Origin of the sequence: Phenylobacterium sp. (genome assembly GCF_041913825.1) — a bacterium.
In the GTDB taxonomy this organism is placed as follows: Bacteria; Pseudomonadota; Alphaproteobacteria; order Caulobacterales; family Caulobacteraceae; genus Phenylobacterium.
Map to the genome: position 1 here is coordinate 1 of NZ_JAYSEO010000045.1, position 16296 is coordinate 16296.

The 16296-nt window shown below is 72.0% G+C and carries 16 protein-coding genes and 1 other RNA gene; all 17 read left to right on the forward strand.

Annotated elements, in window-relative coordinates; all coding sequences use genetic code 11:
• Window positions 1-388, forward strand: a 388-nt coding sequence (locus tag ACE3Q8_RS22685) for an acyl-CoA dehydrogenase family protein (RefSeq protein ID WP_374473134.1), incomplete at its 5' end; no start/stop codon positions are given.
• A gap of 3 nt (window positions 389-391) precedes the next feature.
• Window positions 392-985 (forward strand): DUF3052 family protein, encoded by a 594-nt coding sequence (locus ACE3Q8_RS22690; protein ID WP_374473136.1) that lies wholly within the window; start codon window positions 392-394, stop codon window positions 983-985.
• Window positions 986-1055: 70 nt separating this feature from the next.
• Complete coding sequence (locus tag ACE3Q8_RS22695; protein ID WP_374473138.1) at window positions 1056-1949, forward strand: alpha/beta fold hydrolase; 894 nt, start codon at window positions 1056-1058, stop codon at window positions 1947-1949.
• A 38-nt stretch (window positions 1950-1987) separates the two neighbouring features.
• Entirely contained in the window at window positions 1988-2881 is an 894-nt protein-coding gene (locus tag ACE3Q8_RS22700; RefSeq protein WP_374473140.1) for a DMT family transporter, read from the forward strand.
• Window positions 2878-3597: an N-acetylmuramoyl-L-alanine amidase gene (locus tag ACE3Q8_RS22705; protein ID WP_374473142.1), complete on the forward strand. Its 720-nt coding sequence runs from the start codon at window positions 2878-2880 to the stop codon at window positions 3595-3597. Before ACE3Q8_RS22700 ends, ACE3Q8_RS22705 begins: the two co-directional genes overlap by 4 nt.
• Window positions 3597-4208, forward strand: coding sequence for an FMN-binding negative transcriptional regulator (locus tag ACE3Q8_RS22710; protein ID WP_374473144.1), 612 nt, complete (start codon window positions 3597-3599; stop codon window positions 4206-4208). Before ACE3Q8_RS22705 ends, ACE3Q8_RS22710 begins: the two co-directional genes overlap by 1 nt.
• A 34-nt stretch (window positions 4209-4242) precedes the next feature.
• Window positions 4243-4620, forward strand: an RNA gene (gene rnpB / locus ACE3Q8_RS22715) — RNase P RNA component class A.
• Between the two features lie 287 nt (window positions 4621-4907).
• Window positions 4908-5375 (forward strand): division/cell wall cluster transcriptional repressor MraZ, encoded by a 468-nt coding sequence (locus tag ACE3Q8_RS22720; protein WP_374473146.1) that lies wholly within the window; start codon window positions 4908-4910, stop codon window positions 5373-5375.
• Window positions 5372-6307, forward strand: a complete 936-nt coding sequence (rsmH, locus tag ACE3Q8_RS22725) for a 16S rRNA (cytosine(1402)-N(4))-methyltransferase RsmH (protein WP_374473147.1) — start codon at window positions 5372-5374, stop codon at window positions 6305-6307. The genes ACE3Q8_RS22720 and rsmH overlap by 4 nt, the downstream gene beginning before the upstream one ends.
• The gene (locus tag ACE3Q8_RS22730) at window positions 6304-6717 is read left to right on the forward strand and encodes a cell division protein (protein WP_374473148.1); all 414 of its coding nucleotides are present in this window, start codon (window positions 6304-6306) and stop codon (window positions 6715-6717) included. Before rsmH ends, ACE3Q8_RS22730 begins: the two co-directional genes overlap by 4 nt.
• On the forward strand, window positions 6714-8462 hold the full coding sequence (locus ACE3Q8_RS22735; RefSeq protein ID WP_374473149.1) for a peptidoglycan D,D-transpeptidase FtsI family protein: 1749 nt from the start codon (window positions 6714-6716) through the stop codon (window positions 8460-8462). Before ACE3Q8_RS22730 ends, ACE3Q8_RS22735 begins: the two co-directional genes overlap by 4 nt.
• Entirely contained in the window at window positions 8462-9913 is a 1452-nt protein-coding gene (locus ACE3Q8_RS22740) for a UDP-N-acetylmuramoyl-L-alanyl-D-glutamate--2,6-diaminopimelate ligase (protein ID WP_374473151.1), read from the forward strand. The genes ACE3Q8_RS22735 and ACE3Q8_RS22740 overlap by 1 nt, the downstream gene beginning before the upstream one ends.
• Window positions 9906-11303, forward strand: coding sequence for a UDP-N-acetylmuramoyl-tripeptide--D-alanyl-D-alanine ligase (gene murF / locus ACE3Q8_RS22745; RefSeq protein WP_374473152.1), 1398 nt, complete (start codon window positions 9906-9908; stop codon window positions 11301-11303). The genes ACE3Q8_RS22740 and murF overlap by 8 nt, the downstream gene beginning before the upstream one ends.
• Complete coding sequence (gene mraY / locus ACE3Q8_RS22750; protein WP_374473154.1) at window positions 11300-12409, forward strand: phospho-N-acetylmuramoyl-pentapeptide-transferase; 1110 nt, start codon at window positions 11300-11302, stop codon at window positions 12407-12409. The genes murF and mraY overlap by 4 nt, the downstream gene beginning before the upstream one ends.
• Before the next feature lie 18 nt (window positions 12410-12427).
• Window positions 12428-13846, forward strand: coding sequence for a UDP-N-acetylmuramoyl-L-alanine--D-glutamate ligase (gene murD, locus ACE3Q8_RS22755; protein ID WP_374473156.1), 1419 nt, complete (start codon window positions 12428-12430; stop codon window positions 13844-13846).
• Window positions 13843-15015: a putative lipid II flippase FtsW gene (gene ftsW / locus ACE3Q8_RS22760; RefSeq protein WP_374473158.1), complete on the forward strand. Its 1173-nt coding sequence runs from the start codon at window positions 13843-13845 to the stop codon at window positions 15013-15015. The genes murD and ftsW overlap by 4 nt, the downstream gene beginning before the upstream one ends.
• 13 nt (window positions 15016-15028) lie before the next feature.
• Complete coding sequence (gene murG / locus ACE3Q8_RS22765) at window positions 15029-16126, forward strand: undecaprenyldiphospho-muramoylpentapeptide beta-N-acetylglucosaminyltransferase (RefSeq protein WP_374473159.1); 1098 nt, start codon at window positions 15029-15031, stop codon at window positions 16124-16126.
• Window positions 16127-16296: the final 170 nt, after the last annotated feature.

Genomic DNA, 16296 nt, shown 5'->3' on the forward strand with positions numbered 1-16296 from the left:
GCGCAAGCTGCACGAGGGCACCCTGGAATACACCAAGCAGCGCAAGCAGTTCGGCCAGCCGATCTCCGCCTTCCAGGTGCTGCAGCACCGCATGGTCGACATGTTCATCAACGTCGAGCAGACGATCTCCATGACCTACATGGCGACCATCAAGCTCGCCGACGACGCCGAGCGCTCCAAGGCGGTCTCCGCCGCCAAGGTCCAGCTCGGCAAGGCCTGCAAGTTCGTCGGCCAGAACGCCATCCAGCTCCACGGCGGCATGGGCATGACCGACGAGATGGCCATCGGCCACTACTTCAAGCGCGCCACCCTGATCGAGAGCGCCTTCGGCAACACCGATCACCACCTGGCCCGCTACGAGTTCCTGAGCCTGGGCCAGGCGGCCTGAGCCATGGGCAAGGAGGCGCGGGTCAAGGCGACCTTCGCCGACGGCGCGGATGAGGGGCGGCTCCTGTGGGAGCCGCCCCGTCTCGTTTTCAGGGGCGCCGCGCGGCGCGTCTTCGAGGCCGAGGCCCTGGCCGGCGTCCGCGCCGAGGGCCCGGACCTGGTGCTGGCGGACGGCGCCCGGTTCAGTCTCGGCGACAGGGCCGCCGCGGCCTGGGCCCAGGCGATCCTCAATCCGAAGACCCGCGCCGAGAAGCTCGGCGTGAAGCCCGGCCTCCGGGCGCGGGTCCTGGAGGTGGAGGACGCCACCCTGGGCGCCGAGCTCGCGGCCGCCGGCGCCGTGGTCACGGACGAGCCTGCCGGCCTCGACCTGATCTTCTACGCCGCCGACGACGCCGAGACCCTCGCCCGGATCGACCGCCTCGTCCCGGCGCTTGCCGAGAGGGGCGCGCTCTGGATCGTCTCGCGCAAGGGTCGGGCGGCCACGGTGAGGGACGTCGAGGTCATGGCCGCCGCCAGGGCGTGCGGCCTGGCGGACACCAAGGTGGTCGGCTTCTCGGAGACGCACACCGCGCTGCGGTTCGTGCGGCGTCAGCCATAGCCTTACCTGCCGCGTAATCGACCGGCCGCGGCGTGTGCGGTTTGCTCCGGGCGTCACGGGAGACGCCGCCATGCTTCGCCGCCAGATCCTCACCGCCGCCTTCGCCGCCCCCATGCTGGGCGCCGCCGCGGGACGCGCCACGGCCGCCCCGCGCCGCCGCGCTCAGATCCGCGCGCGGGACGGGACGCGGCTGTTCCACCGGGACTGGGGGGATGGGCGGCCGGTGGTGTTCGCCGCCAGTTGGGGGCTGTCCTCGGAGATGTGGGCCTACCAGGTCGCGCATCTGGCCGAGCGCGGCTTCCGCTGCATCGCCTTCGACCGGCGCGGCCACGGCCGTTCCGACGTTCCAGGCGGCGGCTACGACATGGACACCCTCGCCGATGACCTCGGCGCGGTGATCGAGCAGCTCGACCTCGCGGACGTCGGCCTGGTCGGCCACTCCATGGGCGGCGCGGAGGTGATCCGCTACCTGGCCCGCCACGGCCAGGCCCGCGTCCGCAGGGTCGCGCTGGTGGCGCCGGTCGCGCCCTACATCGTGCAGACTCCGGACAACGCCTACGGCGCGCCCATGGCCGCCCACGAGGCGACCATGGCCCAGTGGGTGAAGGACTTCCCCGCCTGGGCAGAGGCCAACAAGGGGCCGTTCTTCACGCCCGGGACCTCGCCGGCCCTGATGGACTGGCTGCTCGAGCAACTGGTGGCCACCGACCCGGCGGTCGCCGTGGCCACCTTCCGCGCCCTGATCGGCAAGGACCTTCGGCCCGATCTCGGCCGCATCGCCCGGCCCACCCTGATCCTGCACGGGGACCGCGACGCCTCGGCGCCGCTGGAGATCACCGGCCGGCGCGTGGCGGCGGGCGTCCGCGGCGCGCGGCTGGAGGTCTACGAGGGCGCGCCGCACGGGCTCTTCCTCACCCACATGGACCGCGTCAACCGCGACCTGGAGTCCTTCCTCGGCGGCTGAGGTTGCCCGCGCGGGCGCAGCACCCTAACCCGGGCGCGATGTCGCTCCGTGACTTCGGCCTTCTCCTGATGGTGTGCCTGATCTGGGCCGCCAACAACGTGCTGTCGAAGTACGTGGTCAGCGTCATGCACGTGCCGCCGCTGTTCTATGCGGCCCTGCGCTTCGCCATCGTCCTTGCCTGCGTCTTCCCCTGGCTGTTCCCGGCGCCCCGGCCGCTCTGGCGGCTCGTGGTGGTGGCGCTGCTGATGGGGGCGGTGAACTTCGCCCTGCTGTTCGTCGGCCTGACCATGGCCACGCCGTCGTCGGCCGCCGTGGTGCTGCAGCTCGGCATTCCGATGAGCATCCTGCTCTCCATGCTCCTGCTGGGCGAGCGGATCCGCTGGCGGCGCGGGATCGGCATCGCGCTCACCTTCACCGGCGCCATGACCGTCATGTGGGACCCGCACGGCGTGGCGATCTCCGCCGGTCTGCTGTTCGTGGCCGCCGCCGCCTTCGCGGGCTCGCTCGGCTCGGTGCTGATGAAGCAGCTCGAGGGCGTGAAGCCGCTGCAGTACCAGGCGTGGGTCGGCTTCAGCTCGCTGGCCCCGCTGGCCGCGCTCTCGGCCCTGCTGGAGCCGCACGCGGCCGGCAGCGCGCTGGCCGCCGGGTGGCCGTTCGTCGCCGCGGTGCTGTTCTCGGCCCTGGTCGTCTCGCTGCTCGCCCACTCCCTCTTCTACGTCCTCGTGCAGCGCTACGAGGCCAACCTGATCTCGGCGTTGACGCTGATGACCCCGCTCGCCACCATCGCGCTCGGGGTGGCGGTCATGAAGGACCCGTTCGGCCTGCGCATGGCGGTCGGCAGCGCGGTGGCGCTGGCGGGCGTCCTGATCATCGCGCTCCGCGGCAACCAGGTCTGGCCGTTGCTGCTCGCCCTACGGAACCGCGCCCAATGAACGTCATCGAAGCCCCGTCGCCCAACTGGGACCACCGGACCGCCCCGCCCGACGTGCTCGTCCTGCACTACACCGGCATGAAGACCGGCCAGGAGGCGATCGACTGGCTGCGCACGCCGGAGTCCAAGGTCTCGTCGCACTATGTGGTGGAGGAGGACGGGCGCATCTTCCGCCTGGTGCCGGAGGAGCGGCGCGCCTGGCACGCCGGCGTGTCGTTCTGGAAGGGCCAGCGCGGCCTGAACGGGACATCCATCGGCATCGAGATCGTCAATCCCGGCCACGAGTGGGGCTACCGCCCATTCCCGGAGGCGCAGGTCGCCGCGGTGATCGATCTCGTGGCCGACATCCGCACCCGCTGGGACATTGAGGACGGGCGGATCGTCGGCCACTCCGACATCGCCCCCGACCGCAAGGACGATCCCGGCGAGCTGTTCCCCTGGAAGCGGCTGGCAGAGGCCGGCCACGGCCTGTGGGCCGAGGTCCCGGCCGCCCCTGGCGCGCCGCTGGGGGAGGGGGAGGAGGGCGCCGGCGTCTTCGCATTTCAGGCCGGGCTCACCCGCCTGGGCTACGACTGCGCGCCGACCGGCAGGTACGACGCCCACACCGCCACCATCGTCCGCGCCTTCCAGCGCCACTGGCGGCCGGAGAAGGTGGACGGGATCGCCGACGGCGAGACCCGGGCGCGGCTGATCGCCCTGCTGCGGCTTGGCGGCTGATGCATCCGGCCCGGCTGTTCCACGTGGACGACGCCGAGCGGCTGGTGGCGCAGCTCGCGGCGCAGCCGTTCGTCACCGTGGCCGCGGCGCCTGACGGGCGGCCCCGCGTGGCGCACGCCCCGGCGGTGGTGCGCCGGCTGGCCGGCGGGCTCGCCGTCGACTTCCACCTGTCGCGCAACAACGGCCTGGCCCACTTCCTGGCGCAGGGCTTCCGGGCGACCCTCGTGAGCCTCGGCCCGGAGGCCTACATCAGCCCGGACTGGTACGAGAGCGCCGACCAGGTGCCCACCTGGAACTACGTCTCGGTGGAGGCCGAGGGGCCGTGCGTCCTGCTGGACGAGGCGGGGCTGGTCGACCAGCTCGACGCGCTCTCCGCCCAGGAGGAAGCGAGGCTCCTGCCCAAGCGCCCGTGGACCCGGGCCAAGATGACGCCCGGCGTGTTCGAGAAGATGCTGCGCGGCATCGTCGGCGCCCGCCTGTCCGTCGAGCGGCTCGAAGGGACCTGGAAGCTCGGGCAGAACAAGCCGGCCGCCGACCGGGCGGGCGTGGTGGCCGCGCTCGGCGATCATCCGGTCGGCCGGCTGATGGCCCGTCCCGATGGGACGGATTGACCCCGGCTGACCCGCGGGCCATCTATCGCGCGGACCAGACGGCCGGGCGGTCGCGGGCGCAAGCTCGAGGAAAGTCCGGGCTCCACGACGACATGGCGGCGGGTAACGCCCGCCGGGGGCGACCCCAGGGATAGCGCCACAGAAAGCAAACCTCCGCCCTCCGGGGCGGGAAGGGTGAAAGGGTGGGGTAAGAGCCCACCGGGCGGCTGGTAACAGGCGTCGCATGGCAAGCCCCGCCAGGAGCAAGACCGAATAGGGACCGCGCGCCGCGAGCAATCGCGGCAGGGCCGTCGTTGGCCCGAGCAGGTCCGGGTAGGTCGCGAGAACCGGCCCGCGAGGGTCGGTCCAGAGGAATGGCCGCCGCGTCCCTTCGGGGGCGGCACAGAACCCGGCTTACAGGCCGTCTGGTCCCCACCATCCCCACGCCCACACCGCGAAACGCGCGAGACGCCCCAAGCTTAACGGGTTCTCTGTACGTTCTGTGGATAAGTAACGGCGGCCCGCAAACAGGGCCTGCGACATCGTTGATTCCACGCAATTGAGTCGTCTGGAGTCATTGTATCCCAATTCGTCCCATGTTAACCCAATCACCATTCGCTAACCACGCGGCCCCGCTTCGCCAGAAGGCGCTCAGGGCGGCATCCGGGGAGTGACGGCGGGGCGGCCGGGGGTGCGGTCGCGGGCAGGGGTTGAACGGCGGTGTTTCTCTCGACCTTCGAGAAACAGCTCGACGCCAAGCGGCGCATCGTCGTGCCGCAGGAATTCCGCGCCCTGGCGGCTGGCCCGTTCGACGGCGTGTTCTGCTTCCCCTCCATCGAGGCCGACTGCATCGAAGGCGGCGGCAAGGCGCTGTTCGACCGCTACAACGGGGTGATCGAAGAGCTGCCGTTCGGCGATCCGCTGCGCTCGGCGCTGGAGACCTCGATCCTCGGCGGCATGGCCCGCCTGTCCTTCGACACCGCCGGCCGCATCACCCTGCCGGAAAGCCTCTGCGAGATGTTCGGCCTCACCGACTGGGTGGTGCTGGTCGGCCTCGGCGACCGCTTCCAGATCTGGCAGCGCGAGGCCTTCCAGGCCCACCGCGCCGCCCAGCGCGACGCCGCCCGCGAAGGCCTCGCGCAACTGCGCGCCCAGCAGCGCGCCGCCAGGCTCGGAGCCGCGCAATGAGCGGCGCCCCGCACGTCTCTGTCCTCCTCGACGAGGTGATCGAGGGCCTCGCGCCCCAGGCGGGCGAGACCCACGTCGACGGCACCTTCGGGGCCGGCGGCTACACCCGTGCGATCCTGGCCACCGGCGCAAGCGTCGTCGCCTTCGACCGCGACCCCACCGCCCGCCGCTTCGCCGAGGGCCTGCCGGCCGACCGCTTCCGCCTGGTGGAGGCCCGGTTCTCCGAGATGGCCGAGGTGCTGGGCGAGGGCGCGGCCGACGGCGTGGCGCTCGACCTCGGCGTCTCGTCCATGCAGCTCGATGAGGCCGAACGCGGCTTCTCCTTCATGCGTGACGGACCGCTCGACATGCGCATGGGCGCTGACGGCCAGACCGCCGCCGACCTCGTGAACACGGCCGAGCCGGCCGAGCTCGCCCGCGTCCTGTGGGTCTACGGCGAGGAGCGGCAGAGCCGCCGGATCGCCTCGGCCATCGCCCGCCGCCGCGCCGAGCAGCCGTTCGCGCGGACGCTCGAGCTCGCCGAATTCATCGAGAAGGCGCTGGGCGGCCGCCGCGGCGCCAAGGTCCACCCCGCGACCCGCTCGTTCCAGGCCCTCCGCATCGCCGTGAACGAGGAGCTGTCGGAGCTCGAGGCGGGCCTGGTTGCGGCCGAACGGACGCTCAAATCCGGCGGTCGCCTCTGCGTCGTCACGTTCCATTCGCTGGAAGACAGAATCGTCAAAAGTTTCCTGCAGGTGCGAGCGGGTAGAACGCCGTCGGGATCGCGCCACGCGCCGCCGGTGGAAGCCGGCGCCGCGCCCAGCTTCCGGCTCCTGTTCAACGGCGCGAAGGGGCCCGGCGACGCGGAGACGGCGGCCAATCCCAGAGCCCGTTCGGCGAAGTTGAGAGCGGCCGTGCGCACCGATGCGCCGGTCTGGAGTGATGCGGCATGAGCCTGCTCGATCGGAGGGTGCGCGGTTTCCGCCTCGTCGACCTGGTGGCCCTGGGGCTGCTGGTGGTGCTGATCCTGGGCGTCTACCTCGCCAAGACCATCGCCGGGCGCGAGCGCGCCGAGATCGCCCGCATCGAGCGCCAGATCGCCGCCGAGAAGGCGCGGATCCGCCTGCTGCAGGCCGAGGTCAGCCACCTCGAGCAGCCCTCGCGCATCGAACGCCTGTCCACCGCCTACCTGGGCCTGGTGCCGGTGTCGGTGAAGCGGGAAGCCTCCACGGACACCCTGCTCGACGTCGCCCGCAATCCGGCCCCGCCGGTGGTGGTGGTTCCGCCGCCGGCCGAAGTCGCGCCCGCCGTCGCCGAGGAGACCGGCGCCGAGATCGAGGCCGGCGGGGAGGAGGGCCAATGAGCCTCGCCCAGCATGGCCTGAACCCGCCGCCGCTGTCGCAGTGGCTGACCCGCTGGATGTGGGGGCTGGAGCACGCCTTCGAGCGGGCCCGCGCCTCGGGCAAGGCCGAGGACGACACCCGCATCCGGATCTTCTTCGTCCTGGCGATCTTCGGCTTCGCGTTCCTCACCCTGGCCATCGGCGCCACGCGCGCGGCCCTGTTCTCGGGCCTGCGGCACGGGGAGGGGCTGGCGCCCCTGGCGGGCGCCGCGCGCGCCGACCTCGTGGACCGCAACGGCCAGATGCTGGCGGCCGACCTGCTGCACTACGGCCTCTACATCGACCCGCGCGAGATCTGGGACACCGCCGAGACCCGCTCGGCGCTCAGCCGCACCCTGCCGGAGCTCGACCGCCGACGCCTGGAGCGCGCGCTTCGCGGCGAACGCCGGGTCTTCGTGCTGGGCGGCCTCACGCCGGAGGCCCGCGCCCGCGTCCACAGCCTGGGGCTGCCGGGCATCTCCTTCGAGCCGGAGGAGCGGCGGGTCTATCCGCTCGGCTCCACGGCCGCTCACGTGATCGGCTTCGCCGACACCGGCGGCGAAGGCCTGACCGGCGCCGAAGCTGCGCTGAACGAGGACATCCGCAAGGCCGCCGCCGGCAAGGCGGTCGTGCCACTCTCCATCGACCTGCGCGTCCAGGCGGCGCTGGAGGATGAGCTCTACAAGGCTGCCGCCGAGTTCCGGCCCAAGGGCGCGGTGGGCATCGTCACCAACGTCCACACGGGCGAGATCCTGGGGATGGCCAACTATCCCACCTTCGACCCGAACAAACCCGGCGCGGCGACGGACGACGCCAAGCTGAACCGCGCGGCGGCCTCGGTGTTCGAGATGGGCTCGACCTTCAAGGCCTTCACCGTGGCCATCGGCCTCGACACCGGCGTGGCCAGCCCGACCTCCACCTTCGACGCCCGCGAGCCGTACAAGCTCGGCTACCGGACGATCCACGACTACCACGCCGCCCGGAAAATCCTGACCCTGGTGGAGGTCTTCCAGCACTCGTCCAACATCGGCACGGCCAAGCTCGCCGTGGCGGTGGGCCCGCAGCGCCTGCAGCAGTACTTCACCAACCTCGGCCTCACGAGCCCGGCCAAGGTGGAGCTGATCGAGAGCGCGCGGCCGCTGACGCCGAAGAAGTGGGACGAGGACGCGGTGGCCTCCACTTCCTTCGGCCACGGCATGAACGTGTCGCCGCTGTCGCTGGTGATCGCCTACAACACCATCATGAACGGCGGCGTCCTGCGCCCGCTGACGATCCGCAAGGTGGAGCCTGGCCAGGCGACCGAAGGCCGCCGGGTGATGAGCGAGCGCACCTCGGCGCAGATGCTGCAGATCATGCGCGCCAACGTCACCGGCGGCTCGGGCAAGTCGGCCAACGTCCCGGGCCTGTCCGTGGGCGGCAAGACCGGCACCGGCGAGAAGTACGACCCGGCCATCCGCGGCTACAGCCGGCAGCGCCAGGTTTCGTCCTTCGCCGCCGCCTTCCCGACCGACGGGGCGATCGAGGACGACCGCTATTTCGTTCTGATCCTCATGGACGAGCCGCATCCCAGCGCCCGCACCTACGGCTTCTCCACCGGCGGGTGGGTGGCGGCGCCGGCCGCCGGCCGCGTGATCGAGCGCATCGCCCCGTTCCTCGGCGTGAAGCGCAAGACCGACATCCTCACCCTGGCCGAGGGCCAGGCCGCCCCGCCCCCGGGAGTGCAGTGATGGCGCGCCTCTCCGCCCTCGTGAAGCGCGACCTGCCGGTCGATCCGGAGATCGCCGGCGTCACCGCCGACAGCCGCAAGGTCCAGCCGGGCTTCCTGTTCGCCGCCCTGCCGGGGACCAAGGTCGACGGCGCCGAGTTCGCCGCCAAGGCCGTGGCCGCCGGCGCCGCCGCGGTGATCGCCGAGCGCGACCTCGGCCTCTCCGCGCCGACCGTCGCCACCCCCGACCCGCGCCGCGCCTACGCCCTGGCCGCCGCCAACTTCTGGGGCCGCCAGCCGGCCACCTGCGTCGCGGTGACCGGGACCAACGGCAAGACCTCGGTGGCGAACTTCTGCCGCCAGATGTTCGCCCGCGCCGGCCGCACCTCGGCCAGCATGGGCACCCTGGGCGTCACCGTCAGCCATCCGGACGGCCGGCACGACCAGCTCACCCCGCCCGGCCTGACCACCCCCGACGCCGCCGACGTGGCCGAGCTGCTGGCCAGGATCGCCGGCATGGGCGTCACCCACTTCGCCATGGAGGCGTCGTCGCACGGCGTCGACCAGCGGCGCCTGGACGGGGTCAAGCTGACCGCCGCCGGCTACCTCAACCTCACCCAGGATCACCTGGACTACCACGGCACCATGGAGGCCTACCGGGCCGCCAAGCTGCGCCTGTTCGAGACCCTGCTGCCGCGCGGCGGCACGGCGGTGCTGAACGCCGACAGCGACGATTTCCCGGCCTTCGCCGCGGCCGCCGCCTGCGCGGGGCAGACGGTGTTCAGCGTCGGCGAGGACGGGCAGGGCCTGAAGCTCGCGTCGCGCAGCCTGCTGCCCGAGGGCCAGCGGCTGGAGATCCTCGCCCAGGGGCGGACCTGGGACGTGCGCCTGCCGCTGGCCGGCGGCTTCCAGGCGTCGAACGCGCTGGTGGCCGCGGGCCTGTGCCTCGCCGCCGGCCTGACGCTGGACGAGGTGTTCGCCGGGCTCGAGGGGCTGGAGGGCGCGCCCGGGCGGCTGCAGCGCGTGGGGCAGGGCCCGCGAGGCGGCGAGGCCTATGTGGACTACGCCCACACCCCCGACGGGCTGGAGACCGTGCTGAGGGCGCTGCGCCCGCACGTCACCGGCAAGCTCATCGTGGTGTTCGGGGCCGGCGGCGACCGGGACCGCGGCAAGCGCCCGATCATGGGCCGCATCGCCGCCGAGCTGGCCGACGTGGCCATCGTCACCGACGACAACCCGCGCTCCGAGGACCCGGCCGCGATCCGCGCCGAGGTGCTGGCCGGGGCGGCCGGCGCGCAGGACATCGGCGACCGGCGCGAGGCGATCCGGGCCGGCGCGGCCCTGCTGGGCGACGGCGACATCCTGGTGGTGGCCGGCAAGGGCCACGAGCAGGGCCAGACCATCGCCGGCGTCACCCACCCGTTCGACGACGTCACCGAGACCCGCGCGGCGCTGGAGCAGGCCCATGGCTGAGCCCCTCTGGACCGCCGACGAGATCGCCGCCGCCACCGGCGGCAAGGTCGCGGGCGGCTTCACGGCCGGCGGCGTCTCCATCGACACCCGCACGATCGAGCCGGGCGACCTGTTCGTGGCCCTGGCCGGCGTGCGCGACGGCCACGAGTTCGTCGCCCAGGCGCTCGCCGCCGGCGCGGCCGGCGTGCTGGCGTCGCGGCCCGTGGACGGCGCGGCGGTGATCGTCGACGACACCTTCCAGGCGCTGGAGAAGCTGGGCGTCGCCGCCCGCGAGCGCGCGCCCGGGGTCCGCCGCGGCGCGGTCACCGGCTCGGTGGGCAAGACGAGCGTCACCCAGGCGATCATGGCCGGCCTGACGCTGGCCGGCCGGGCGCACTCGTCGGTGAAGTCCTACAACAACCACATCGGCGTGCCGCTGACGCTCGCCCGCATGCCGCGCGACGCCGAGCGCGCGGTGTTCGAGATCGGCATGAACCACGCCGACGAAATCCGCCCTCTGGCCCGCTTCGTGCGCCCGCACGCCGCCGTGGTGACCACCGTCGGACCGGTCCACGTGGAGAACTTCCCCGACGGCGAGGCGGGCGTCGCCCGGGCGAAGGCCGAGATCTTCGAGGGACTGGAGCCTGGCGGCGTGGCGGTGCTGAACGCCGACAACCGCTGGTTCGACCTCCTCAAGGCCGAGGCCGAGAAGGTTGGCGCCGTCGTGCGCACCTTCGGGACCGGCGAGGCCTGCGACGCCCGCCTGATCGACTTCCAGGTTCCCGGCGGCCACGCCGTCGTCCAGGCCCGGCTGCACGGCAAGGCGCTGGACTTCCCGATCCTGCAGACCGGCCTCCACTGGGGGCTGAACAGCATGGCCGTCCTGCTGATGCTGGAGGCCCTGGATGTCGACCTGAACGACGGCCTGGCGGCGCTGGGCTCGTTCGAGCCGCTGGCCGGCCGCGGCGCCGAGAAGCGCCTCCGCGTGAAGGGCGGGACGGTCACCCTGATCGACGAGAGCTACAACGCCAACCCGATCTCCATGGCCTCGGCGATCGCCACGCTCGGCGCCCGCGCGGCGGAGGGGCGGCGCATCGTCGCGCTCACCGACATGCTGGAGCTCGGCGAGGACGCCCGGGGCTTCCACGCCGCCCTCGCGGAGCCCCTGGAGCGGGCCCGCATCGACCAGGTGTTCTGCGCTGGTCCACTGATGAAAAGCCTCTGGGACGCCCTTCCTCCGACTCGCCGGGGCGCGTACGCCGAAAGCGCGGCGGAACTCGCGCCGCAGGTCGTCCAGGCCGTAGAGCCCGGCGATCTGGTGATGGTGAAGGGGTCGAATGGGTCCAAGGCCGGCGCGGTCGCGCAGGCGCTGATGGCGCTCGACTCCGAAGGTGGGGAGGGCGGCCGATGATCTACTGGCTTTACGAGCTGCTGGCCGCCGGCGGCTACATCCCCGGCCTGAACGTCCTCAAGTACCAGACCACCCGCACCGGCCTGGCGATCTTCACGGCCATGATCATCGTGGTCCTGATGGGCTCGCGGTTCATCCGCTGGATGCAGGCCAAGCAGGGCAAGGGCCAGCCGATCCGCAAGGAAGGCATCGAACGCCACATCGTCGAGAAGGCCGGCACCCCCACCATGGGCGGGGTGATGATCCTGGCCGGCCTGCTGGGCGGCACCCTGCTCTGGGGCGACCTGTCGAACCCGTACATCTGGGCGGTGATCATCGTCACCACCGGCTACGGCGCCCTGGGCTTCCTCGACGACTACGCCAAGGTGACGAAGCAGAGCACCGAGGGCGTCTCCGGCCGCGTGCGCCTGCTGCTCGAGGCGCTGATCGCCATGGCGGCGGTCGCCGTGATCATCCTCTTCGCCGCGCGTCCGCCGCAGATGCCGCAGCTCCTGACCACCGTGACCTTCCCGGTGTTCAAGCAGGCCTACATCGACCTCGGCTGGTTCTACCTGATCTTCGGCGCCTTCATCATCGTCGGCGCGGCCAATGCGGTGAACTTCACCGACGGACTCGACGGCCTGGCCACCGTGCCGGTGATGATCGCCGCCGCCGCCTACGGCCTGATCGCCTACATCGTCGGCAACTTCGTCTTCTCGAACTACCTGCAGCTCCACTTCGTGCCGGGCGTGGGCGAGATCTCGGTCTTCTGCGGGGCGCTGATCGGCGCGGGGCTGGGCTTCCTCTGGTACAACGCGCCGCCGGCCAAGATCTTCATGGGCGACACGGGCTCCCTGGCCCTGGGCGGCGCGGTGGGCACCATCGCAGTGGCCACCCGGCACGAGATCATCCTGGCGGTGATCGGCGGGCTCTTCGTGGCCGAGACGCTGTCGGTGATGATCCAGGTGGCCTCGTTCAAGCTGACCGGCAAGCGCGTGTTCCGCATGGCCCCGGTGCACCACCATTTCGAGAAGCTCGGCTGGTCCGAGTCCACTGTCGTGATCCGCTTCTGGATCGTCGCCGTCGTCCTGGCCGTCATCGGCCTGGCCACGCTCAAGCTGCGGTAGGGAGGGTCAGCGCCAGCCATGATCCCGGTCCGCGGCTTCGAAGGGAAGACGGTGGCGGTGTTCGGCCTCGCCCGCACCGGCCTGGCGGCCGCGCGCGCCCTCATGGCCGGCGGCGCGCAGGTCGCGCTGTGGGACGACAAGCCCGCCACGCGGGCCGCGGCGCAGGCCGAGGGCTTCACGCTCACCGACCTGACCACCGCCGACTGGAGCGGCTTCGCCGCCCTGATGCTGTCGCCGGGCGTGCCGCTGACCCATCCGGCCCCGCACTGGACGGTGGAGCGCGCCCGCGAGGCCGGCGTCGAGATCCTGGGCGACATCGAGCTCTTCGCCCGCACGGTGAACGCCGCCCCCGAGCACAAGCGGCCGAAGATCGTCGCCATCACCGGCACCAACGGCAAGTCGACGACCACCGCCCTCATCGCCCACATCTGCGCCCAGGCCGGCCGCGACGTGCGCATGGGCGGCAACATCGGCTACGGCGTGCTGGGCCTGGAGGACATGCACGGCGGCGCGGTCTACGTGCTCGAGCTCAGCTCCTACCAGCTCGACCTGACGTCCAGCCTGCACCCGGACGTCTCGATCATCCTCAACATCTCGCCCGACCACCTCGACCGCCATGGCGGGATGGAGGGCTACGTCGCCGCCAAGCGGCGCATCCTGCTGAACCAGGGCAAGGGCGACACCGCGGTGATCGGCGTGGACGATCCCTGGGGCGCGCGGATCTGCACCGAGATCACCGCCGCCAACCGCCGCACCATCGTGCCGGTCTCGGCGTCCAAGGCCATGGGCCGCGGCATCTACGCCCTGCAGGGCATGCTCTACGACGCGACGGGGGAGAGGGCCGTGGAGGTCGCCGACCTCACCCGCGCCCGCTCGCTGCCCGGCCGCCACAACTGGCAGAACGCCGCGGCCGCCTACGCCGCGGCCAAGGGCCTGGGCATCGCCGCCGAGGAGGCCGCCGAGCACCTGATGACCTTCCCGGGCCTGGCGCACCGGATGGAGACGGTCGGGACCATCGGCAAGGTCCGCTTCGTCAACGACAGCAAGGCCACCAACACCGACGCCGCCCGCCAGGCCATGTCGAGCTATCCGAAGTTCTACTGGATCGCCGGCGGCCAGCCGAAGATCGGCGGCATCGAGGCCCTGGTCGACCTCTTCCCGCGCATCGAGAAGGCCTACCTGATCGGCGAGGGCGCCCCGATGTTCGCCCAGACCCTGGCCGGCAAGGCCCAGGTCCAGGAGTGCGGGACCATGTCGGCCGCGGTACAGGCCGCCTACGCCGACGCCGCGGCCTCCGGCCAGGACGCCATCGTGCTGCTGTCCCCCGCCGCCGCCTCCTTCGACCAGTTCAAGGACTTCGAGGAGCGCGGCGAGGCCTTCCGCTCGGCGGTGGGCCGCCTGGCTGCGCCGGCCTCGGCCAGCAAGGGCGCCGCATGACGCCCTCCCAGGCCCACGCCTTCGCCCGGTCCGACCGCTCGCCCATCGGCGTCTGGTGGTGGACCGTCGACCGCTGGATGCTCGGCGTCGTCGGCCTGCTGATCTTCATCGGCGTGCTGATGTCCTTCGCCGCCAGCCCCGCGGCGGCGGCGCGCATGAACCTCGGCGACCCGTTCCACTTCGCGGTCCGCCAGTGCGTCTTCGCCAGTGTCTCCGCCTTCGTCCTGATCAGCATCTCGATGCTGGACGTGAAGGGCGTGCGCCGGGCCGCCTTCTTCATCTGGGTGGCGGCCATCGCGGTGATGATCGCCCTGCCGTTCATCGGCCACAACGCCAAGGGCGCCACCCGCTGGCTGGAGTTCGGCGGCTTCACCTTCCAGCCGTCGGAATACATGAAGCCGGCGCTGATCATCCTGGTCGCCTGGATGTTCGCCGAGGGCCAGAAGGGGCAGGGGGTGCCCGGCGTCTCGATCGCCTTCGCCCTCTACTTCGTCTCGGTCGCCCTGCTGCTGATCCAGCCGGACGTGGGCCAGACGGTGCTGATCACCGTCGCCTTCGGCGCGGCCTTCTGGATGGCGGGCGTGCCGCTCTCGTGGGTGATGCTGCTGGGCGCCATGGCCGTGGCCGGCCTGTCGTCGACCTATTTCCTGTTCCCGCACGTGGCCAGCCGCGTGGACCGCTTCCTGTCCCCCGACAAGGCCGACACCCACCAGGTGGACCGGGCGGCCGAGGCCATCGCCGCCGGCGGCTTCTTCGGCCGCGGGCCGGGGGAGGGCGTCATGAAGCGCCATGTGCCCGACCTGCACACCGACTTCATCTATTCCGTCGGCGCCGAGGAGTACGGCCTGGTCTTCTCGCTGCTGCTCATCTCGCTGTTCGGCTTCATCGTCATCCGCGGCCTCTACCGCGCCATGAAGCTGTCCGATCCCTTCGAGCAGGTGGCCGCCGCCGGACTCTTCGTCCTGGTGGGCCAACAGGCCTTCATCAACGTCGCCGTGAACCTCAACCTGATCCCGACCAAGGGCATGACCCTGCCGTTCATCAGCTATGGCGGATCGTCCATGATCGCCATGGGCCTCACCTTGGGGCTGGCTCTGGCGCTCACCCGCCGCCGTCCGGGCGCCTACCTGGCCACGGAAGGGCTCGCCAAGGCCGGCGCGTTCGCCTAGTGCGCTTGCTATCATGAACAAGACAGCGGTCGTCGCCGCCGGGGGCACCGGCGGTCACCTCTTTCCGGCCCAGGCCCTGGCCGAAGCCCTGATCGCCCGTGGCTGGCGGATCGTGCTCGCCTCCGACGAGCGGGTGGCGGGCCTGGCCCAGGACTTCCCGGCCGAGCGGCGCATCGGTCTGTCGGCCGCCACCTACAAGCCCGGCGATCCCGTCGGCATGGCCCGCGCCGGCCTCGCCGTCATGGCCGGCGCCATGAAGGCCCGCCGTGAGTTCCGCGAGATCGGCCCCAACGTGGTGGTGGGCTTCGGCGGCTATCCCTCGGCGCCGGCCCTCGTGGCTGCGCTGCTCGACCGCCGGCCGACGGTGATCCACGAACAGAATGCGGTCATGGGCCGGACCAACCGGATGCTGGCCAGCCACGTCAGCACCGTCGCCTGCGCCTTCCCGACGCTCCAGAAGGCGCCGCCGAAGGTCGCCGGCCGCGCGGTCGTGGTGGGCAACCCGGTGCGCCCGCCGATCCGCGCGCTGGCCGAGCTGCCCTACACCCCGCCCGAGCCGGGCGGCCGCGTCCGCCTGCTCGTGACCGGCGGCAGCCAGGGCGCGCGCCTGCTGTCCGAGCTCGTGCCCGAGGCCATCAAGATCCTGCCCGAGGACCTGCGCCAGCGGCTGGTGGTCCAGCAGCAGACCCGCGCAGAGTCCATGAACGTCGCCCGGCGCGCCTACCGTGACGCGATGGTCGAGGCTGAGATCGCGCCCTTCTTCCGCGATCTCGCCGGCCGGCTTGCCGACGCGCACCTGGTGATCGGCCGGGCCGGGGCGGGCACCGTCTGCGAGCTCGCTGTGGCCGGGAAGCCCGCCATCCTCGTGCCGCTGGCCATCGCGCTCGACGACGACCAGGGCCAGAACGCCCGCCTGCTGGCCGACGCCGGCGGCGCCGAGGTCGCCCGTGAGCACCAGCTCACCGTCGACAGCCTCGCGAGCGCGCTGGAGAAGCTGCTCAACAACCCCGCGCGCCTGGCCCGCATGGCCGCCGCCGCCCGCTCGGTCGCCATCCCCGACGCCGCCGAACGTCTCGCCGACGTGGTCGAACGCACCGCCCGCGGCGGCTGACCCGCGCCCGCGCTTCTTCCGCCCGCCCCACTCGCGGCGATGACCGGGCCTGTCCCGGGCCCGTGTGGTCGTGGCGCCAATTCCTTGACTTTCGGCTCCGCTCGTGTTCTCGTTCTGTTCTCATGAGCGACGCAGCCGCCAGCGCCGACGACCGCCACAGCCGGATCCTC